The organism is Citrobacter sp. wls706, from assembly GCF_005281305.1.
Lineage (GTDB): Bacteria > Pseudomonadota > Gammaproteobacteria > Enterobacterales > Enterobacteriaceae > Citrobacter > Citrobacter werkmanii.
This window is the reverse complement of sequence record NZ_SZXG01000005.1, coordinates 26,668-47,669: the sequence shown is the minus strand read 5'-3', so window position 1 is coordinate 47,669 and position 21,002 is coordinate 26,668. Positions and strand designations below refer to the sequence as shown.

The window sequence follows — 21,002 nt, the reverse complement described above, 5'->3', positions numbered from 1 at the left end:
ATGTAAATCTATTCCTGCCGTCAGTAATTCACCTGAGAAGGGCCGTCGCTAATCCCACGATCGTTTTTCTCGGGCGTGGTGGATTGCGATTGCGGCTGAACGCTCTTGGTCGGAGGCGGCGCGGTTTTATCTGCTGGCGGGAAATAGAGCGGGCCTTTTAGCCCACAGCCCGTCAGGCTGAACAGAGTTAAAATGACAGCGAGTGGCTTTAACACGTTTTTCATTATGGATTGCCTGTAAAGTTCATGCTTTCTGTTTTCTATCATCGCAGGAGAAGGCGTAAAAGCAAGAGTTAGCCTGTAATCTGCAACGCGTTTTGTTTCAGGTTATACTGCCCTCATCACGAAAAACAGGATAAGAAAATGAACGACAGTGAATTTCATCGCCTTGCTGACACCCTGTGGATGACCATTGAGGAGCGTCTGGACGACTGGGATGGCGACAGCGATATCGATTGTGAGATCAATGGCGGCGTGCTGACTATCAGCTTCGAAAACGGCAGCAAAATCATTATTAACCGTCAGGAGCCGCTGCACCAGGTGTGGCTGGCGACCAAACAGGGCGGCTACCACTTTGACCTGAAAGGCGACGAGTGGATCTGCGACCGTAGCGGCGAAACGTTCTGGGATTTGCTGGAGCAGGCAGCAACGCAGCAGTCGGGAGAAAAGGTGGGCTTCCGTTGATTTATTTGCCGGATGAGATGTGCTTATCCGGCCTACTGTAGGCCCGGTAAGGCGTAGCCGCCACCGGGCGAAAAGCCTCAGGAGAAATACTGCTGCAACATCGGCGTGTCGTTATCCTGATTAGCTGGCGGGACTGGGTTGAGCGGCTGGGTACGGAACGGAATCACCTGCGCACGTCCGTCGGTTTTCACAATCTGATAGAACTGCGGCAGGTTAAAGTTGATGAAGCTGGAGCCGTAGGTGAAGCGATCGTGCGACGATGAATAGAAGCGGCTGACATCACGTACCAGCTCTTCTTTGCTTCCCTCGCAGTGGTGATACACCTCCACACGGTTACTCTCATCCAGTATATAAATATTAAAGCCCTGCTCATCGCCCGTTTCTTCGAAAAAGAACTGAATGATCCCTTCACTGGCAAAGCCGTCCACCACAGAAGGGAGTTTCACATGGTTCGTTTCAACCTGGACGGAAAGGCCGTGCAGTTTGTTGTGTGAAATCGCACCGTAGAATTCGATGGCGTTTTCCAGTTTCTGTACCGATACGTTCAGACGCTCGAAGAACAGTCCCCACGTCTGACCAGACACGCGCAGCGCTTTGAAGCGCCCGGTTTCCTGGCGGGTGCTGGAAAGGCGCAGCTCGATACACTCAGAGACCAGTTGCTGCACGCGGGTACGGATTAATCCACGCAGATGCTGGCTATAGCAGAACACTTCGACGCTATCCGGCGGCGCGGCATCCTGGTGCATTTTGCCCAGAATTGTTTTTAACGCTTCAATCATCGCCTGCTCGCCGTTGAAGTGCAGCGTACGGACTTCATTCCACGAGTTGCGATACAGCAGGTCGACGCTTCCTACCAGGCAATTTTGCTCTTCGCCAAAGCTGAAGACGTCCAGCTTGCGGAAATCAATATGCACCACCTGATTACGGAATGCGGCCGTTGGGTCATATTCAAGGTTAACGATAATCGCCAGATGGCGAATTTCACACGGGCTGTAGAGCGCTTTCGGCGTGGGTGCCGGCAGGCGCAGCGGGAAGTGGTGCGATACATCGGCGACCATCTCCTGCAACTTCGGCAAATCGACAATGCCGTTGCCCTTAATAAACAAATGCGTACGCGATGTCAGCAGACCGTTGAACCAGGCCCACGCCACCAGCTTATTGAGATAGCGGTTATATTCCAGCGGCTGATGGCTGATGATAGAATCCATATTTGGTGCGCGGTTGTAGAGATACCAACCCGAACGGTTGGCGCGGCCCGGCGGCACATGGATAAAGGTCAGGTTCGGTTCTGAGAGGTCTGGAGATATCTGCGGGTTCACCAGCGTTACCTTGCCCGGCAACGCTTCAAACGCGGCATACAGCTTACGGGTCAGCACACCGATATCCTGCGGACTGGCGCTAACGCTGAGGTTATTGCGCCGCGCAAAGCGGATCAGATTACGATAGCTCTGCATCATCGCATCAAGCAGTTCGTTATGCGCTTCACGTACCTGATCAATCTTCCAGTTAGCGCGGTTATCCAGCATTGTCAGACGAGCTTCGTCCCAGCCCCATTCCTGCACTAACTGACTTAATACTTCACGACGCCAGCCCACGCAGGCGCGCTCGCGGCTCAGTTTCTCACACACTTTTAAGTAGAAACATCGACGCACTAAATCCAGACGCGTCGGGTCTTCGATCGCCGTGAGATATTCGGTAACACGCTCCAGCATCATGCAGTAGGGATCGAGACCAAAAGAGACGATCTCGCCATCGTGCAGGCGCTGTTTAATGTCTTTCGCCAACAGGCGAGGATTGGGATATTCCCAGGAATAGGCTTCCAGCAGCAGCGTCTTTAGCACTGCTTTGTACGGGGAATCGATACTTTTGTACAGCTGCCAGAGGCTGGCGCCAAAGTACTCTTCGGCGGAGAGCGAACTGAGTCCGCCGAGATCCAGCCATTCGTTTGGCGTTAACACCCCCTGTGCGTAGAGCTTCATGACGTAATCGTCGTAATGCTCTTCTTCGTCGCCCGGCACCATATTCCACAGAATACGTTTGCCCGCGAGGCGCACAGCGGTGCGATAGAATTCATCAAGCAACAGGATATGCTGCGTCGAGCCACAGTCTTCACCACCGAGACTTCCGCTTTCATTGTGACGGAAACGGTTTTCATCAATCAGGAAGAAACTGACTTCCACGCCCAGCGAAGCGGCCCAGCTTTCGAGCAGGCTACATTTACGCTGCAACAGCTGGCGCTCTTCGCTATCCAGCCAGGATTGGTGGCAGACCCAGATATCAAGGTCGGAAGAACAGCTTTGCCCTACCGAAGAGGTACTGCCCATTGAGTAAACACCAGTGATCGGCAGTTCGCCCTTGGGAGGTTCCTGCGGTGACATGCCGCGGTACAGTTCCAGTTCGTTGAGGTAGTGGCGTTGGGTTTCATCAGGCGTGTAAAAGCATATGCCTTTGGGAACGTTACCATCGAGGTAACCCGGCATCAGAGGGTGGTGGTAGTGCAATAATGTCGGCAGCAGACTGTATACCTGCTGGAAAGCAGGCCCCATGGCAGCAAGCGCGCGATCCACACGCAGTTGATTTATGGCATCCAGTCTCTGTTTCAGAGTCTCAATATAGAGGTACAAGACGTATCGCCTGATGTTGCTATCCGTCATGTTGTCGATTACTGCGGCGCAAGCGCTCACAATTAATCGTCATCAATTCGGATAAACCGTATGTCAAAAATAACCGTTACCTGTTTTTCGCCCGTATTTTTTTGTGCGGTACAGCCGAAAAAATGGTCTAAAACGTGATCAATTTAACACCTTGCTCATTGACCGTAAAGAAAGATGCGCTACATACAAGTGTAGCACCGTTCGTTACGTGTAAATTCCTTCATACGGTCGGAAGGTTTCTCGTCATTATTCACTGCCACTGATGATGCAGCAGCTTTTCCTCTCACTTACGTTTGAGCGTAACGCTGACATCCCTTTGATAAGGATGTTAGGATGGTCAATGATTGATAATGACGGTAACAAGCATGTTAGACAATGTTTTGAGAATTGCCACACGCCAAAGCCCCCTTGCGCTCTGGCAGGCACATTATGTCAAAGACGCTTTAATGGCAAATCACCCCGGTCTGATCGTGGAACTGGTTCCTATGGTAACCCGTGGCGATGTGATCCTTGATACCCCGCTGGCGAAGGTCGGAGGGAAAGGGTTGTTTGTTAAAGAGCTGGAAGTCGCGCTGCTGGAAAAACGCGCCGATATCGCCGTGCATTCCATGAAGGATGTGCCGGTTGAATTCCCTGACGGTCTTGGACTGGTCACCATTTGCGAGCGAGAGGATCCGCGTGATGCTTTCGTCTCAAATAAGTACAACACGTTGGATGACCTTCCCGCGGGTAGTATTGTCGGGACATCCAGTTTGCGTCGCCAGTGCCAGTTGGCAAAGCGTCGCCCGGATCTCGTCATCCGTTCGCTGCGCGGTAACGTTGGTACGCGCCTCGGCAAACTCGATAACGGCGATTATGACGCCATTATCCTGGCGGTGGCCGGGTTAAAACGTTTAGGGCTTGAGTCGCGAGTCCGTACCGCACTGCCGCCGGAAGTATCCTTGCCCGCAGTCGGGCAAGGCGCTGTTGGCATAGAGTGCCGACTGGACGATATGCGCACTCAGGCGCTGTTAGCGCCGCTCAATCATGAAGAGACCGCACTACGCGTAACAGCCGAACGCGCCATGAACACCCGCCTCGAAGGGGGATGTCAGGTACCTATCGGCAGCTATGCCGAACTCATCAACGGTGAGATTTGGCTACGCGCGCTGGTCGGCGCGCCTGACGGATCGCAGATGGTATGCGGAGAACGTCGCGGCGCCCCGCAGGATGCAGAAAAGATGGGCATCTCTCTGGCAGAAGAGCTACTGGAAAACGGTGCGCGCGCCATTCTGGCTGAAGTTTATAACGGAGAAGCACCCGCATGAGTATTCTGGTCACCCGCCCGTCTCCCGCAGGGGAAGAGTTAGTGAGCCGTCTGCGCACACTGGGGCAGGTGGCCTGGAGTTTTCCGCTCATCGAGTTTTCCCCGGGTCGGGAACTGGCAACACTCGCCTCCCGACTGTCGGCGTTGACGGATAACGATCTGGTTTTTGCCCTCTCGCAGCACGCTGTCACCTTTGCCGATGCCGAACTTCAGCAACAAGGGAAAAGCTGGCCTTCCCTTCCGCATTATTTTGCCATTGGCCGCACAACGGCGCTGGCGCTGCATACTGTTAGCGGCTGCAATATTCACTATCCTCTGGATCGGGAAATCAGCGAAGTCTTGCTACAATTACCTGAATTACAAAATATTGCGGGAAAACGCGCGCTTATTTTACGCGGCAACGGCGGTCGGGAACTGATAGGTGAAACCCTGACGGCGCGCGGAGCCGATGTTGATTTTTGTGAATGTTATCAACGCAGTGCAAAAAATTACGATGGTGCGGAAGAAGCAATGCGCTGGCAATCTCGCGGCGTGACCACGGTGGTGGTCACCAGCGGAGAGATGTTACAACAGCTCTGGTCGCTCATTCCGCAGTGGTATCGTGAGCACTGGTTACTACGCTGTCGGCTGCTGGTCGTCAGTGAGCGTCTGGCGCACCTCGCCCGGGAACTGGGCTGGCAAGATATTAAGGTCGCTGATAACGCCGACAACGATGCGCTACTACGCGCATTACAATAACTCTCATAATGGGATGCCATAATGACGGAACAAGAAAAATCCTCCGCCGTGGTTGAAGAGACCAGGGAGGCCGTGGAAACCACAGCACAGCCAGTCAATACTGAAAAAAAGGCTAACAACAGCACGGCGCTGATTCTGAGCGCGGTGGCGATTGCTATTGCGCTGGCAGCAGGTGTGGGGCTGTATGGCTGGGGGAAACAGCAGGCAACAACGCAGACGGCAACCAGCGATGCGCTGGCGAACCAGCTGACGGCGCTGCAAAAAGCGCAAGAAAACCAAAAAGCTGAGCTGGAAGGCATTATTAAACAGCAGGCAACGCAGCTTGATGAAGCCACTCGCCAGCAGGCCGCACTGGTCAAACAGCTTGATGAAGTTCAGCAAAAAGTCGCCACTATTTCCGGCAGCGATGCCGGGACATGGCTGCTGGCGCAGGCTGATTTTCTGGTAAAACTGGCCGGTCGTAAATTATGGAGCGATCAGGACGTTACCACCGCAGCGGCGTTGCTGAAAAGCGCCGACGCCAGTCTGGCTGATATGAACGACCCGAGCTTAATTTCCGCCCGTCGCGCGATTACTGACGATATCGCGAGCCTCTCGGCGGTAACTCAGGTCGACTATGACGGCATTATCCTGAAAGTGAATCAGCTCGCTAACCAGATAGATAACCTGCGTCTGGCCGACAACGACACCGACGATTCACCGATGGACTCCGACAGCAGCGAGCTGTCCAGCTCAATTAGTGAATGGCGCGTCAACTTGCAAAAAAGCTGGCAGAATTTTATGGACAGCTTTATCACTGTTCGCCGTCGAGATGAAACCGCCGTCCCGCTGCTGGCGCCGAACCAGGACGTTTACTTACGTGAGAACATTCGTTCTCGCCTGTTAGTAGCCGCCCAGGCCGTACCGCGTCATCAGGAAGAGACATACCGCCAGGCGCTGGAAAATGTCTCCACCTGGGTACGCGCCTACTACGACACCGACGATGCAACCACCAAAGCCTTCCTGGAAGAGGTAGACCAGCTGAGCCAACAAAGCATCAGTATGGATGTGCCAGAAACGCTGCAGAGCCAGGCTATTCTCGACAAATTAATGCAGACCCGTGTTCGTAATTTACTGGCGCAGCCTGTCACAGCGCCGGTTGCCGCCGCTCCTGCTCCTTCGGCAGACAATCCGGCAACCGCGCCGCAAGGAGAATAATGATGCTAAAAGTATTATTGCTCTTTGTTCTGTTGATCGCCGGGATCGTCGTTGGTCCAATGATTGCCGGTCATCAGGGCTACGTGCTGATCCAAACCGATAATTACAACATTGAAACCAGCGTGACGGGCCTGGTGATCATCCTGATCGTCGCGATGGTCGTTCTGTTTGCGATTGAATGGTTGCTGCGCCGAATTTTCCGCACAGGTGCGCATACCCGCGGATGGTTTGTCGGCCGTAAGCGTCGCCGCGCCCGCAAACAGACCGAACAAGCGCTGCTCAAGCTGGCAGAAGGCGATTATCAGCAGGTTGAAAAGCTGATGTCGAAAAACGCCGATCATGCTGAACAACCGGTAGTGAATTACCTGCTGGCGGCAGAAGCGGCCCAGCAACGTGGCGATGAAGCGCGCGCGAATCAACACCTTGAGCGTGCCGCTGAACTGGCCGGGAATGATACGATCCCGGTAGAAATCGCTCGCGTTCGTCTGCAACTGGCGCGTAATGAAAATCACGCCGCGCGCCACAGCGTAGATAAGCTGCTGGAGGTGACGCCGCGTCATCCGGAAGTGCTGCGTCTGGCTGAGCAAGCCTACATTCGCACCGGCGCATGGAGTTCGTTACTGGATATCATTCCATCTATGGCTAAAGCGCATGTAGGTGATGAAGAGCACCGCGCAATGCTGGAACAACAGGCATGGGTGGGTCTGATGGATCAGGTCCGCGCCGATCAGGGCAGTGAGGGGCTACGTACGTGGTGGAAAAACCAGAACCGTAAAACCCGTCATCAGGTTGCCCTGCAGGTCGCGATGGCTGAACATCTGATTGAGTGCGACGATCACGATACGGCGCAGCAGGTCATCATTGACGGTCTGAAACGTCAGTATGACGACCGTCTGGTGCTGCCGATCCCGCGCCTGAAAACCAACAACCCGGAACAGATAGAAAAAGTGTTGCGCCAGCAGATTAAGGCCGTTGGCGATCGCCCATTGCTGTGGAGCACGCTGGGGCAATCGTTAATGAAGCATGGCGAATGGCAGGAAGCCACGCTCGCCTTCCGTGCAGCGCTCAAACAGCGCCCGGACGCATACGACTACGCCTGGCTTGCTGACGCGCTGGACAGACTGCATCAGCCGGAAGAAGCCGCCACCATGCGCCGTGATGGCCTGATGTTGACGCTGCAGAACAACAATCCCCCGCAGTAATTCCCTCTTGCCCGGTGGCGCTTCGCTTACCGGGCCTACCGTCTACACAAAATCATTCAAGATGCATAAAAAAACGCCCGCTCGGTAAGGAGCAGGCGTTAAACAGGTCTGTATGACAACATAATGGGTGCTTCACTCAACGTTATGTCCATGGTGTTTGATGAGGCCTGAGCGACATCTGTCTGTGGACGATAAGCACCGTAAACGGCTCTGCATCATTCCTGAGTTTATGAGGCCTGATGGCGAACATAAGAGATGGAATGAGCATCTACCCGTATATTATCGCACAACGCATGCCACGATTGCACTGCAAAAACCAGGTATTCGAACTTTTTAAGACATCAGGTAATTCGCGGGAATAAGGGCTGTGAAGGGAAATCAGAAAACAAAAAACCCCGCCGAAGCGGGGTTCAAAATTGGTCGGCGAGAGAGGATTCGAACCTCCGACCCACTGGTCCCAAACCAGTTGCGCTACCAAGCTGCGCTACTCGCCGTTTTACTGCTTTTTGAATTTTTAGTTCAATTCTTTAAGTCGTGGTGCGAGGGGGGGGACTCGAACCCCCACATCCTAAGGACACTAACACCTGAAGCTAGCGCGTCTACCAATTCCGCCACCTTCGCATTTCACAACTTTAAATTAATGGGGTGGCTAATGGGATTCGAACCCACGACAACTGGAATCACAATCCAGGGCTCTACCAACTGAGCTATAGCCACCACTGCAAATCTTTTACGCGGTATTAAAACCACCGCAGCTCCGGCACCTAACTAAATGGTGCGCCCGACAGGATTCGAACCTGAGACCTCTGCCTCCGGAGGGCAGCGCTCTATCCAGCTGAGCTACGGGCGCTTAGCGCCGTTGCGGGGCTGGATATTACGGAGGTCTCGGTCTTCTGTCTAGTGCTTTTTTAAAATAAATTATCGTTTGGTCATGGTTTGTGCGTTTTGTCGCTTATTCCCGCAATTTATGGGCTGTGCCATGACGATTCAGGCCAAAAGCCTTATAAATGAGCGTCACGCCCAGTAAGAAGATAATGCCAACAAATAGCGACATTCGGGTATCTTCATTGAAGTACATGCCGATTAATACGCAAATCAGGAACGCCATCGTCAAATAATTTGCCCACGGGAACAAAATCGAGCGGAAAGGATGACTGGCGATCGCCGCTTTATGCGCCTGACGGAAACGCAGCTGGCTTATCAGGATCACAAACCACGGCACCATCCCCGGCAGCACGCTGGCGCTATAAACATACACGAACACACGCTGCGGGTTGGGAATGATGTAGTTCAGGCACGAACCAATCAGCAAGATCGCGATAGAAATCGCCACACCAGCAACTGGCACGCCATGGCGAGATACTTTTCCAACAACAGCAGGTAGCTGGCGATTCTTTGCCAACGCGTAGAGCATACGCCCACAGCTGTACATGCCGCTGTTACAGCCTGACAGCGCCGCCGTCAGGACCACAAAGTTAATAATCCCTGCCGCGGCGGTAATACCAATCTTGGCAAAAGTGAGCACAAATGGGCTGCCGTTGCTGCCAATCTCGTTCCACGGGAAAATAGTGACGATAACAAAGATCGCGCCGACGTAGAAAATCAGGATACGCCACAGCACCTTCCCCACCGCGCTACGCAGCGTGACCTGGGGGTTCTTCGCCTCACCCGCAGTAATGCCGATCAGCTCCACGCCCTGGTAGGACGCCACAACAATACACAATGCCGTCAGGAAGCCCTTCCAGCCGCCGGCAAAGAAGCCGCCATGCTCGGTCAGGTTGCCAAAGCCAATCGCCTGGCCGCCATTGCCAAAGCCGAAGAAAATCACTCCTAACCCAATGACGATCATCACAATGATGGTGGTCACTTTGATCATGGCAAACCAGAATTCAATTTCACCATACAGGCGAACCGCGGCGAGGTTTGCCAGCGCAACCAGCCCGACAGCAATCAGGGCGGGTATCCATTGCGCCATTTCCGGGAACCAGAACTGTACGTACACCCCGATAGCGGTAATCTCTGATATCCCTACCGCCATCCACATAAACCAGTATGACCAGGCGGTGAGATAGCCAAAGAAAGGACTCATGTAACGGTGCGCGTAAACAGCGAATGAACCGGCAACCGGCTCGAGGAATAACATCTCCCCCATGGAACGCATAATGAAAAAAACAAACAGCCCTGCGACGATATACGCCAGCAGGACCGAAGGCCCCGCCCATTTCAGGGTACTGGCGGCGCCCATAAACAGTCCGACGCCAATAGTGCCTCCAAGGGCAATTAATTCGATGTGACGAGCCTCCAGCCCACGCTGTAGCTCAGGTTTGTTCTCGGCCATAAATCCTCTTGATGTGTTTGCATGCTGTCCGGTATTACCGGTTCTCGTTATGGGTACATCTTGTTATTCCATAACAGGCCATACGGCACCGACCGCTTAACGGTTGGCGCCAAAACACCACGGCACTGTAATGATTGTTGCGAATGGTTTCCTAAAATCGCTTAAATGGCAATTAAAGCATTCAAAAAATGAATAGATTGTGCGAGAAAGCAGCGATTATGTTGTGAATAAGTAGCGTGATTAGCAGATCACGCTACTTATCAGAGGAGAGAGCGTCAGAGGTTGCCGGTATAGTGCCAGCGGAGATAGCGCAACAAACGAAGTTGACGGGTGATACGGCTCGGCTGTGACAGTAAGCGATACAGCCACTCCAGCCCCAGATTTTGCCAGAGTTTAGGCGCCCGCTTAACGTGACCGGTAAAGACATCGTAGGTACCACCCACCCCCATATACAGCGCTTCAGGGTGGATCTTCCGGCAATCACGCATAAAAATTTCTTGTTTCGGCGACCCCATCGCCACCGTCACAATTTGCGCACCGCTGGCGTGGATACGCTCAAACAATTCCTGACGCTGCTCCGGCGTAAAATAACCGTCCTGGCTACCCACAATGTTCACATGCCACTGCGCACGCAATTTGGCTTCGGTTTGCGCCAGAACCTCAGGCTTGCCGCCAATCAGGAAAACCGGCGTTCCCTCCTGCCCGGCTCTCGCCATTAGCGCTTCCCAGAGATCGGCCCCCGCTACGCGTGAAACCTGCGCCTGCGGGAATTTTTTACGCACCGAACGCACCACGCTAATGCCATCCGCATATTTGAACTCAGCGGCGTTAATCAGATCCCGCACTTCAGGGTTATCTTCTGCCGTCAGCATTTTCTCGGCATTGATAGCCACCAGCGTCCCAGGCCTGAGGCGTCCTTCGGCAAACAGGTAATTTAGCGCGTGTTGCATATCGCGCCAGCCAATCAGTTGTAACCCGCGCAGCGAATAGAGTGGCGCAGTTGTGTTATCTGTCATTACGATCCTTCAATCTGTGTCCGGGGCAGCGATTTAATTCGTTTATGGATAAGTCCCGCGCTATCGAATAGCCAGAACAGCAATTTTGCCGCCAGCAGACAAACGCCGAAAATCACGAGGAAAAAGACCACTCGCGAGACAAACGAATCCAGTCCTTCACGTGCCAAAACGATCATATTGAAAATGGCGCCAAAACAGAAACTGTGCAAAATGGCCGCCTTGTAGCGATTGGTTTCGCGGTTACCTAATTCATATAGCCAGTCGAACCATTTAATGATTAACCCGACGACAATCGCACCTAACGGTATAAACAGCGCCCCGCCCATCACCACCAGCGAACCAATTAACGTTGGCGAAATCGCCAGCCCCGAGTGGTTGTTCAACACCTCCCAGGTAAAGTAGTTCGCGGAGTTGAGTACGATACTCGGGCGCCCAGGCCACAGCCAGGAGGGGATAAAGACATAGAAATCACGGACGATCGGCGCCAACCCCTGGAACTCAATATTGTGGTAGTTCTGCAGCAACAGCGCCAGATTTTCCCATGGCGAGAAGGTATCACGAGTCAGGTACAGGAACGTATAGAACGCCTCGTCACCGCTCACGTTCATCCCGTAGCGTTTCAGCGCCAGCCAGAACATACCGACGATGCCCAACACGCCTGCGGCGGCGAGCATCCACAGCGAAATCCAACCGCGAATAATGCCGATAAACAGGAAGATGGCAAACGCGATAATAATATTGGCGCGCGTTCCCCCCACAATCATATAGGTCAACAAGCCAAACGCGACGGTGCTTACCAGGAAGAACAGCCACGCTTTGCTGTCCTGGCGCAGGAAGTAGACCACCAACATTGCCGGAATGAAGAAGTAGAAGAAGCGCTTCAACGCCACTCCAGAGACTTCACTGGAAAAAATCTGGCTGTAGGATTGCAGTCTGAACAGCAGGAACCCATTGTGCATAAAGAAGACGCCCACGCTCACCAACGCAATCGCCATCAGGATAACCCAGGTCAAATGGGCCTCCACGCGATTGATAGTAAATAGCGGCCTGCGCGGCTTATTCTCTACGCGCTTACGTAAGCGCGTTTTATACGTCACGTAGTAAACGGCATAGAAACAGGCGGCTGACAGCAAAGCCTGCAGCAGGATCTCCGGTGGTGCTACCGCCACATCAAAACGGAACACCAGGATGCTGGTCAGCGGGAATCCGAAGAAGAACGTCAGCAAAAACAGCAACGAGAAAAAGACGTTGAAGTTAAAACGCACGCGGCGGAATTCAAACCAGGTCAGCGTGGCGATAAACAAAGTGGAGAGCAGCCAGACCACCAGCAGACCGCTGAATTGCATCAGGCTCATTTGGTTTCTCCTGAAGCAATGCGCAGCGCGTGATGCCACGGCTGCAGATAATTCGGGCTAAAGAAGGTGATCGTATTTTTATCTACCAACGCCAGTTGGCGCTGCGCTTCGCGTACGAGACCTTCATTGAGTTGATCTGTCGTAAACAGAACTGGGATATTTTGCTCTGCCATATCCTGCCAGAAAGGATTTTCACGGTTGAGCACGCACGGGATACCGGCCTGGATTAACAAACACAGGGTGCCGATCCCTTGCTGACGGGCAAAAATAAAGTAGCCCAGATCGCACTGACGCAGTAGTGCCAGATAGGCATCAAACTCCAGTTTTTCACTCAATATTTGCAAATTATCAGCGCTAAATAGTGCCAGACCCGCCTGACGAACCTCATCGATATAGGTCGTATTATTCGCAGGATACCCCATCGGCACTATCACATTCACCGTATCACCAAACTGCTGGTGAACAGCATGTAGCGCGGCAATATGCTCATTGCTGCGATCGCCAGAGTTGCCAACCAACACCGTCATCTTACCGCTGCGCTGACTTTCACTGCTCAGATTATTGAGCGAGGGATCCATCCGCGTTGGGAAATAGAGCAGCTCGCTACGAACGTGCGGATGCTGCCCAGCGAAATAACGTAAATCGCCGCGCGTAGCAAACACGCAGCCCACGCGATTCTGCGCCATGCGACGAATCGGGTAAAACAGGCGGAATTTCAGCCCACTGGAAACTTCATATAAATCCGCGCCCCAGATGTGCCAGTAAAACTGCTCCGGTTTAATTCCCCCGCTCAGCAGCGCCAGCCACAGGCTGGTGTTGAACTGACCATGAAAGAAGAAGCGCTGCTGGCGATTCGCTTTCGCCTTCGCAATAACCGCCTGGGCCAGCGCCTTTTTCCCGTCGTAGAAACTCAGCGATAACGCCGGGCAGCTCTCACTGAATCCAGCATCCTGGCCTGCAACCATAAACGTGCGCGCGTGCTCGCTCGTCGCAGCCAGCGAATCGTTAAAAAACCGCAGCACGGTTTGGTTATGGTGAGGGATATCCGATCCCAGAACGTGAATCAGTACAGTCATGCCCGCCTACGCCAGAGTAAAAACACGCCACAACAAAGAGAAAAATAGACGATGTATGTTGCCATATACGCCTGCGCAGCTCCCAGAGCACCGTGTGCCGGGATCAGCCAGTGGGCAAACGCCGTCAATAACATGAACTGGCTAATTTCAGCCAAAATATAAAACCGCAGCGACGCTTTCGCGATCACCAGATAACCAAAAACGTAGGCGCCAACTTTCAGTACATCACCGACCAGTTGCCAGGCAAACAGGTCGCGCATGGCGGTAAATTTTGCGGAAAAGAGCAGCCAGATCGCAAAATCACGCAATAGCCAGACGGTAAAGCTCGCGGCGGCAACCGCCGGCAGTACAAACTTCAACGACTTAATAATCTCGCGGGTAATGTCACGCTTTTCGGTCAGCCGCGACAACGTCGGCAGCAAGTAAACGCTGAATGAGGCGGTAATAAATTGCAGATAGGCATCGGAGATACTGCTGACTCCCTGCCAGATCCCCACATCATCCCAACTGTACTGCGCCGCCAGCAGGTTTCGCATCATCACGTATGCCACAGGCAGCGTCACAGAGGTAATCAGCGCCATCAGCGTAAACTTGCTTAGCTGCCCGGCCAGACCATGGTCCCACGAGGGCTTCAGGTAATGCAGCGGAATAGTTCCACGCTTAAGCAGCATAATGATGGCAGGGATAACGACCAGCGCTGGCACCAGAGCCAGCCCCAGCAAGGCGCCTTCATAGCCCCCCAGGCGATAGCAGCCATAGTAAGCCACTACGCCCACCAGGCTACCCACAATCAGCGACAGCGCGTTGCCTGCCGCATCGCGGAAGCCTTTCATCAGCGCCAGCAGCAGGTTAGCCCAGGCGATGCCCATCTGCACCAGCGCAACCAGTCGAACCAGCCCCTGATAATGCGTATGGCCAAACAACCCCTGACTGATCGGCGCGGCCGCCAGCAGAAAAACCGCCGCCATCAGCGTAGAAAATCCCATTACCATTGCGGAAGATGTACCGACCACCTTACGGAGCCGGGCCGGATCGTCATGGTGCTGCGCAACGTATTTCGTGACGCCGTTGAAAATGCCGGCCCCCGCCAATACGCCCAGCACAGTGACCATTTGGCGAAAATTACCCGCCTGACCCACACCTGCCGGGCCAAAGGAGACGGCCAATAACTTCACCACCAGCAAACCCGCACCAATTTTTACCAGCGTACTGGCCGCCGTCCATAAGGACGCTTTAGCAAGCGACATATCAGGCGAAGTAATTGAGTAATGTCGAAATTACCGTTCGCTGGTTAACCGGCGACAGGTTATAGAACAGCGGTAAACGTAGCAGACGCTCGCTCTCTTTGGTGGTGTAACGATCCACACCGGCATACACGCCAAATTTATCGCCAGCCGGGCAATCATGCAGCGGAATATAGTGGAACACTGCCATAATTTCGGCTTCTTTGAGGAAGTTAATTAATGCAGTGCGATCGTCGATATCGCGCAGCTTGATATAAAACATATGCGCGTTCTGCACACAACCCTCCGGTATAGAGGGCAGGTCAATACGTCCGGCACGCGCCAGCGGTTCGAGGGCATCATAGTAATGATGCCACAGCGCCAGACGTTGCTGGTTAATACGGTCGGCCGCTTCCAGTTGCGCCCACAGATAGGCAGCCTGCAGATCGGACATCAGATAGCTGGAGCCGATATCGCGCCAGGTATACTTATCAACCTGACCACGGAAAAATTGACTACGGTTCGTCCCTTTTTCCCGAATAATCTCGGCACGTTCGACTAATTTTTTATCATTGATCAGCGTCGCGCCACCTTCACCGCCTGCGGTGTAGTTTTTAGTCTCATGGAAGCTAAAGCAGCCGATGTGACCAATCGTCCCCAGCGCCCGACCTTTATAAGTCGACATCACGCCCTGAGCCGCATCTTCGACCACATACAGGTTATATTTAGCGGCCAGCGCCATAATGGTATCCATTTCACAGGCCACGCCCGCGTAATGTACTGGCACAATAGCGCGGGTTTTGTCGGTAATAGCCGCTTCAATCAGCGTTTCGTCAATGTTCATGGTATCCGGACGGATATCAACAAAGACGATTTTCGCCCCGCGCAAAACGAATGCGTTAGCCGTGGAAACAAATGTGTAGCTCGGCATGATGACTTCATCGCCAGGCTGAATGTCCAACAGCAATGCCGCCATCTCAAGCGATGCGGTACAAGATGGCGTCAACAGAACTTTCTCGCTGCCAAAATGCTGCTCCAGCCACTGCTGACAGCGGCGGGTAAAGCCGCCGTCGCCACACAGTTTGCCGCTGTTCATCGCAGACTGCATGTAATCGAGTTCAGTTCCCACCACCGGCGGTGCATTAAATGGAATCATCGTGTCACCTGTATAACCAATACGCGGTGCTTTCCACATTCGCACCACTGTGTATGTAACGTTTAAGCGCGGCGGTGTTACCCATTTGGGTTGCCACGCGCAATGTTGTTTTACCGCGGGCCTGCGCCCAGCAAAGCGCAGCCAGCATTAGTTCTTCGCCCGCGCCACGCCCAGCCAGTAGGCCAATTCGCGCCTCGGTCGCATTCAGTTCGCGCAGCGAGACATAACCACGAATTTCACCTGTCGGCGTGCGTAAAACGAGGCATTGATGATCGAACGTCCCCAGCACCGCATTTTCAATCCACTGTGCATAAAAACGCGAACTGGCATCTGCGGCATACCACGGGGCGCGAAAACGGCTTTGCGCGAACGCTTGTTTCGCCAGGCGGCGTAACGCCGGAATATCCGTAATTTGAGCAATCTGCGCGTCAGTGTTGCCACTGGTACACGCCACTGGCAGCACAAAATCCACTTCGCCTTCGACCAGTGAGAAACCTAACTGCTGCAAAGCATCTAATTCATGGGTATTTGCGGCAGGAATTTTTGCCTGTACCCGCGACCAGGGACGTAACGCATCCTCCGTCAGAACCGGCGCGTGTTGGTCAAAACGTATAATGGCGCTATTCACGCCAAAAAACGTATTTTCCCAGCTAAGCGGCTCAATACTGGCGCGGACGAGCACGAAGCAGCTCCAGCAAATATTGGCCGTACCCCGTTTTAGCCAGCGAACTGGCGGCACGTTTCACGCCTTCATCATCCAGCCAACCGTTACGCCAGGCGATCTCTTCCAGACAGGCTATTTTAAAGCCCTGACGTTTTTCTACCGTCTGCACAAACGTGCTCGCTTCGATCAAACTGTCATGCGTCCCGGTATCCAGCCAGGCAAAGCCACGTCCAAGCAATTCTACCGTCAGATGCCCGTCATCAAGATACATCTGATTGATTGACGTAATCTCCAGTTCTCCACGCTCAGAAGGTTTCACGCGTTTTGCGTATTCCACCACTTTACTGTCATAGAAATAAAGGCCGGTTACCGCCCAGTTAGATTTCGGTGCTTTCGGCTTCTCTTCCAGAGAGATAGCGCGAAAACTGTCGTCAAACTCCACAACACCAAAACGTTCAGGATCCATCACCTGGTAACCAAACACCGTCGCACCTTCTGTGCGGGCGGCTACATGACGTAGTTTTGGACTGAAGCCCTGACCAAAGAAGATATTATCCCCTAATACCAGACATGACGGTTCACCGTTAAGGAACGTTTCACCAATGATAAAAGCCTGCGCTAATCCATCCGGGCTGGGTTGCTCAGCATAGTGCAGTTCAATGCCGAACTCAGAGCCATCGCCTAACAAACGCTGGAAATAACCTTTATCTTCCGGCGTGGTAATAATCAGAATTTCGCGAATTCCCGCCAGCATTAGCACTGAAAGCGGGTAGTAAATCATCGGCTTATCGTAAATGGGCAATAGCTGCTTCGATACGCCACGCGTAATGGGATACAGGCGAGTACCTGAGCCACCCGCCAGAATGATACCTTTCATGCGTTGTCTCCTCCGGGAGCCAAAACCAGGCTGTTAGCCCTTCAGACCTAAACGTTCGCCCTGATAGCTGCCATCCTGCACGGGTTTCCACCATGCCTGATTATCCAGATACCACTGCACGGTTTTGCGCATTCCGCTTTCAAACGTTTCCTGCGGTATCCAGCCTAATTCACGTGCAATTTTCGACGCGTCAATGGCATACCGCACATCATGACCCGGGCGATCGTCAACAAAAGTGATCAAGTCTCGGTACTGTGCAATACCCTGCGGTTTTTGCGGTGCCAGCTCTTCCAAAAGGCTACAAACCGTTTCGACAACGTCCAGGTTTTTACGCTCATTGTGGCCACCAATATTATAGGTTTCCCCAATCGCGCCCGTTGTCGCCACGCAATAGAGCGCCCTGGCATGATCTTCTACGTACAACCAGTCGCGGATCTGTTGCCCATTGCCGTATACCGGCAGCGGTTTCCCAGCCAATGCATTGAGGATCATCAGCGGGATGAGTTTTTCCGGGAAATGATAGGGGCCATAGTTGTTAGAGCAGTTAGTAATGAGCGTTGGCAGGCCATAGGTTCGCAACCACGCGCGTACCAGATGATCGCTGCTGGCTTTCGACGCGGAATAAGGACTACTCGGCGCATACGGTGTGCTTTCAGTAAAGAAATCATCCGTCGAATGGAGATCGCCATACACCTCATCAGTTGAGATATGGTGGAAGCGAAACGCCGATTTTTTCTCGCTGGCCAATGCACTCCAGTAAGCGCGCGCCGCTTCCAACAGCGTGTAGGTTCCCACAATGTTGGTTTCGATAAAGGCAGCCGGACCATCAATGGAGCGATCGACATGGCTTTCTGCCGCCAGATGCATCACGCAGTCTGGCTGGTATTGTTGAAACACCTTGTCGAGCGATGCCCGATCGCAGATATCAACTTTCTCAAAGGCAAAACGGTCATTCTGTGCAACCGGCGCCAGCGACATCAGATTCCCGGCATAGGTCAGCTTATCGACCACAACCACCGCATCCTGGGTCTCATGAATAATATGCCGTACAACCGCCGAGCCGATAAACCCCGCGCCACCGGTAACCAGAATTCGTTTCATTAGCGCCAGACCCCTTTGGTATCAACGATGTATTGCTGAAGAACCGCATCGCCTTTAATGGCTTTAAATTCATTATGGTCGACCAGCATGACCAGCACATCGGCGCTTTCCAGCGCATCGTCCAGCGTCGCCAGTTGGCAAATGCCGTCCAGTTTTTTCGGCAATTGATGGATATTCGGTTCCACCACCAATGTTTCGCCTTTGTGCCAATGCGCGATGCTTTGCGCAATTCCCATCGCCGGACTTTCACGCAAATCATCAATATTCGGTTTAAAAGCCAAACCAAAGCAGGCGATTTTCACTTCGCTGGCCCGTTTGTTGGTATCTGCCAGACAGTCGGCTACAGCTGCTTTTACCCGATCGACGACCCAATGAGGCTTACCATCATTAACCTCGCGTGCGGTACGGATCAGTTTCGCCTGCTGCGGGTTCTGCGCCACAATAAACCACGGATCGACCGCGATACAGTGCCCACCAACGCCCGGTCCTGGTTGCAGAATATTTACACGCGGATGACGGTTTGCCAGGCGAATCAGTTCCCAGACATTAATCCCCTGATCGGCGCAAATTAACGATAATTCATTAGCGAAGGCGATATTGACGTCGCGGAAGCTATTCTCAGTCAGCTTGCACATTTCCGCGGTGCGGGCGTTGGTTACGACACATTCGCCCTCAAGGAAGATGTTATACAGCTCACTGGCGCGCGCGGAACAGACGGAAGTCATCCCGCCGATCACGCGGTCGTTTTTAATCAGTTCAACCATGACCTGGCCTGGCAACACGCGCTCCGGGCAATAAGCAATATTCACATCGGCCTGTTCACCGACCTGCTGCGGGAACGTCAGGTCAGGCCGCATTTCTGCAAGCCATGCGGCCATCTGTTCAGTTGCCCCGACAGGTGACGTCGATTCAAGTATCACTAATGCGCCTTTTTTCAGCACCGGCGCGACAGACTTAGCCGCAGCTTCAACGTAGACCATATCGGGTTCATGCTCTCCCTTGAATGGGGTAGGCACAGCAATCAGATATGCATCAGCTTCTACGGGAGTGATGGTTGCACGAAGAAATCCGTTTTCGACCGCCGTTTTCACCACGGCGCCCAGATCGGGCTCAACAATGTGAATTTCGCCGCGATTAATGGTATCCACCGCATGTTGATTTACATCTACGCCAATTACATGTTTTTGACGGGAAGCAAAGGCAGCCGCCGTTGGCAGTCCGATATAACCCAGCCCAATGACAGAAATGGTCGTAAAACTCATAGCGATACCCGATTATTTTTTAACGCGTGTAAAATACGGCCACACGCCTGCCCGTCACCATATGGGTTATGGGCACGGCTCATGGTCTGATATTCATTGTCGTCATGCAGCAAACGCGTGACTTCTTCTACGATACGCTGTGGGTCAGTTCCCACCAGACGTACAGTGCCTGCGGTAATGGCTTCAGGCCGTTCCGTTGTTTCGCGCATCACCAGCACAGGTTTCCCCAGAGACGGAGCTTCTTCCTGAATTCCGCCGGAATCGGTCAGGATCAGCCAGGCGTGATTCATCAGCCAGACAAATGGCATGTAGTCCTGCGGTTCAATCAGAATCACGTTTTCAACGTGACCCAGGATGCGGTTGACCGGCTCGCTGACGTTAGGATTCAGGTGTACCGGGTAGACAATCTGCACATTCTGATTAGCCGCGGCAATTTCCGCCAGCGCGTGGCAAATTTGCTCAAAGCCGCGACCGAAGCTTTCCCGACGATGACCGGTCACCAGGATCATCTTTTTGTCAGCGCTCAGGAAAGGGTAATTTTCTGCCAGTTCCGCCCGCAATGCATCACTCGCCAGTACGCGGTCGCGTACCCAGATCAACGCATCAATAACCGTATTGCCAGTGACGAAAATACGATTATCAGGAATAGCTTCCCGTAACAAATTTTGGCGCGAGTTTTCTGTTGGCGCAAAATGATACATAGCCAGACGCCCGGTCAGCGTACGGTTCGCCTCTTCCGGCCAGGGAGAGTAAAGATCGCCGGTACGTAAACCCGCCTCAACATGCCCCACCGGGATGCGCTGATAAAACGCAGCCAAACTGGTGGCAATCGTAGTCGTGGTATCACCGTGAACCAGCACCACATCAGGTTTGAAATCAGCCAGAATTGGCTTTAATCCTTCAAGGATTCGGCAGGTAATTTCTGTTAGCCCCTGACCTGGCTGCATAATATTGAGATCGTAATCAGGTACTATGGAAAAGAGGTTCAACACCTGATCGAGCATCTCCCGATGCTGCGCCGTGACGCAAACTTTCGCCTCAAAATCAGGATCTTTTGCCAACGCATGAACCAGAGGAGCCATTTTTATAGCCTCCGGTCGCGTGCCAAATACAGTCAGTACTTTCACATCGATTCTCTTCGGATTGGCAGTGAG

At 53.1% G+C, this 21,002-nt stretch carries 18 protein-coding genes and 4 tRNA genes; 5 read left to right on the top strand and 17 right to left on the bottom strand.

What is annotated here, in order from left to right; genetic code table 11:
* Positions 1-20: 20 nt before the first annotated feature.
* Positions 21-224: a lipoprotein gene (locus FDW92_RS01610; protein ID WP_032940199.1), complete on the bottom strand. Its 204-nt coding sequence runs from the start codon at positions 222-224 to the stop codon at positions 21-23.
* 138 nt (positions 225-362) lie between these two features.
* On the opposite strand from FDW92_RS01610, the gene cyaY reads away from it, so the two are divergent.
* Entirely contained in the window at positions 363-683 is a 321-nt protein-coding gene (gene cyaY / locus FDW92_RS01605; RefSeq protein WP_042314014.1) for an iron donor protein CyaY, read from the top strand.
* 77 nt (positions 684-760) lie between these two features.
* Here the strand turns inward: cyaY and cyaA are convergent, their stop codons facing one another.
* On the bottom strand, positions 761-3,307 hold the full coding sequence (gene cyaA, locus FDW92_RS01600) for a class I adenylate cyclase (RefSeq protein WP_137400531.1): 2,547 nt from the start codon (positions 3,305-3,307) through the stop codon (positions 761-763).
* Positions 3,308-3,702: 395 nt separating this feature from the next.
* On the opposite strand from cyaA, the gene hemC reads away from it, so the two are divergent.
* Genes hemC through hemY form a run of 4 tightly spaced genes read left to right on the top strand, consistent with a single transcriptional unit; the run spans position 3,703 to position 7,780 of the window.
* Complete coding sequence (hemC, locus tag FDW92_RS01595) at positions 3,703-4,644, top strand: hydroxymethylbilane synthase (RefSeq protein WP_042314016.1); 942 nt, start codon at positions 3,703-3,705, stop codon at positions 4,642-4,644.
* On the top strand, positions 4,641-5,381 hold the full coding sequence (gene hemD, locus FDW92_RS01590) for a uroporphyrinogen-III synthase (protein WP_042314019.1): 741 nt from the start codon (positions 4,641-4,643) through the stop codon (positions 5,379-5,381). The genes hemC and hemD overlap by 4 nt, the downstream gene beginning before the upstream one ends.
* Positions 5,382-5,402: 21 nt before the next feature.
* Positions 5,403-6,578 carry a uroporphyrinogen-III C-methyltransferase gene (hemX, locus tag FDW92_RS01585; protein ID WP_042314020.1) on the top strand — a complete coding sequence of 392 codons (1,176 nt, stop codon included), beginning with the start codon at positions 5,403-5,405 and terminating at the stop codon, positions 6,576-6,578.
* Positions 6,579-6,580: 2 nt separating this feature from the next.
* Complete coding sequence (hemY, locus tag FDW92_RS01580) at positions 6,581-7,780, top strand: protoheme IX biogenesis protein HemY (protein WP_038634530.1); 1,200 nt, start codon at positions 6,581-6,583, stop codon at positions 7,778-7,780.
* 417 nt (positions 7,781-8,197) lie between these two features.
* On the opposite strand, the gene FDW92_RS01575 is transcribed toward hemY, so the two are convergent.
* The 15 genes from FDW92_RS01575 to wecB form a co-directional block, all read right to left on the bottom strand.
* A tRNA-Pro gene (locus FDW92_RS01575) sits at positions 8,198-8,274 on the bottom strand.
* Between the two features lie 41 nt (positions 8,275-8,315).
* Positions 8,316-8,401, bottom strand: a tRNA-Leu gene (locus tag FDW92_RS01570).
* 20 nt (positions 8,402-8,421) lie between these two features.
* A tRNA-His gene (locus FDW92_RS01565) sits at positions 8,422-8,497 on the bottom strand.
* A 56-nt stretch (positions 8,498-8,553) separates the two neighbouring features.
* A tRNA-Arg gene (locus tag FDW92_RS01560) sits at positions 8,554-8,630 on the bottom strand.
* A gap of 102 nt (positions 8,631-8,732) precedes the next feature.
* Positions 8,733-10,118, bottom strand: a complete 1,386-nt coding sequence (locus tag FDW92_RS01555; RefSeq protein ID WP_042314025.1) for an amino acid permease — start codon at positions 10,116-10,118, stop codon at positions 8,733-8,735.
* A gap of 275 nt (positions 10,119-10,393) precedes the next feature.
* Positions 10,394-11,134, bottom strand: coding sequence for a lipopolysaccharide N-acetylmannosaminouronosyltransferase (wecG, locus tag FDW92_RS01550; RefSeq protein ID WP_042314029.1), 741 nt, complete (start codon positions 11,132-11,134; stop codon positions 10,394-10,396).
* A complete protein-coding gene (wzyE, locus tag FDW92_RS01545) occupies positions 11,134-12,489 on the bottom strand; it encodes an ECA oligosaccharide polymerase (protein ID WP_042314032.1) in 1,356 nt (451 codons plus the stop codon). The genes wecG and wzyE overlap by 1 nt, the downstream gene beginning before the upstream one ends.
* Complete coding sequence (locus FDW92_RS01540; RefSeq protein WP_042314035.1) at positions 12,486-13,565, bottom strand: TDP-N-acetylfucosamine:lipid II N-acetylfucosaminyltransferase; 1,080 nt, start codon at positions 13,563-13,565, stop codon at positions 12,486-12,488. Before FDW92_RS01540 ends, wzyE begins: the two co-directional genes overlap by 4 nt.
* On the bottom strand, positions 13,562-14,812 hold the full coding sequence (gene wzxE / locus FDW92_RS01535; protein WP_042314038.1) for a lipid III flippase WzxE: 1,251 nt from the start codon (positions 14,810-14,812) through the stop codon (positions 13,562-13,564). Before wzxE ends, FDW92_RS01540 begins: the two co-directional genes overlap by 4 nt.
* 1 nt (position 14,813) lies before the next feature.
* Positions 14,814-15,944 carry a dTDP-4-amino-4,6-dideoxygalactose transaminase gene (gene rffA, locus FDW92_RS01530; protein WP_042314040.1) on the bottom strand — a complete coding sequence of 377 codons (1,131 nt, stop codon included), beginning with the start codon at positions 15,942-15,944 and terminating at the stop codon, positions 14,814-14,816.
* A 4-nt stretch (positions 15,945-15,948) separates the two neighbouring features.
* Positions 15,949-16,626 carry a dTDP-4-amino-4,6-dideoxy-D-galactose acyltransferase gene (gene rffC / locus FDW92_RS01525; protein WP_042314043.1) on the bottom strand — a complete coding sequence of 226 codons (678 nt, stop codon included), beginning with the start codon at positions 16,624-16,626 and terminating at the stop codon, positions 15,949-15,951.
* A complete protein-coding gene (rfbA, locus tag FDW92_RS01520; RefSeq protein ID WP_042314045.1) occupies positions 16,604-17,485 on the bottom strand; it encodes a glucose-1-phosphate thymidylyltransferase RfbA in 882 nt (293 codons plus the stop codon). The genes rffC and rfbA overlap by 23 nt, the downstream gene beginning before the upstream one ends.
* 33 nt (positions 17,486-17,518) lie before the next feature.
* Positions 17,519-18,586, bottom strand: coding sequence for a dTDP-glucose 4,6-dehydratase (gene rffG, locus FDW92_RS01515; protein WP_042314047.1), 1,068 nt, complete (start codon positions 18,584-18,586; stop codon positions 17,519-17,521).
* The gene (gene wecC, locus FDW92_RS01510) at positions 18,586-19,848 is read right to left on the bottom strand and encodes a UDP-N-acetyl-D-mannosamine dehydrogenase (RefSeq protein WP_042314050.1); all 1,263 of its coding nucleotides are present in this window, start codon (positions 19,846-19,848) and stop codon (positions 18,586-18,588) included. Before wecC ends, rffG begins: the two co-directional genes overlap by 1 nt.
* Positions 19,845-20,975: a UDP-N-acetylglucosamine 2-epimerase (non-hydrolyzing) gene (gene wecB, locus FDW92_RS01505; RefSeq protein ID WP_042314053.1), complete on the bottom strand. Its 1,131-nt coding sequence runs from the start codon at positions 20,973-20,975 to the stop codon at positions 19,845-19,847. Before wecB ends, wecC begins: the two co-directional genes overlap by 4 nt.
* Positions 20,976-21,002: the final 27 nt, after the last annotated feature.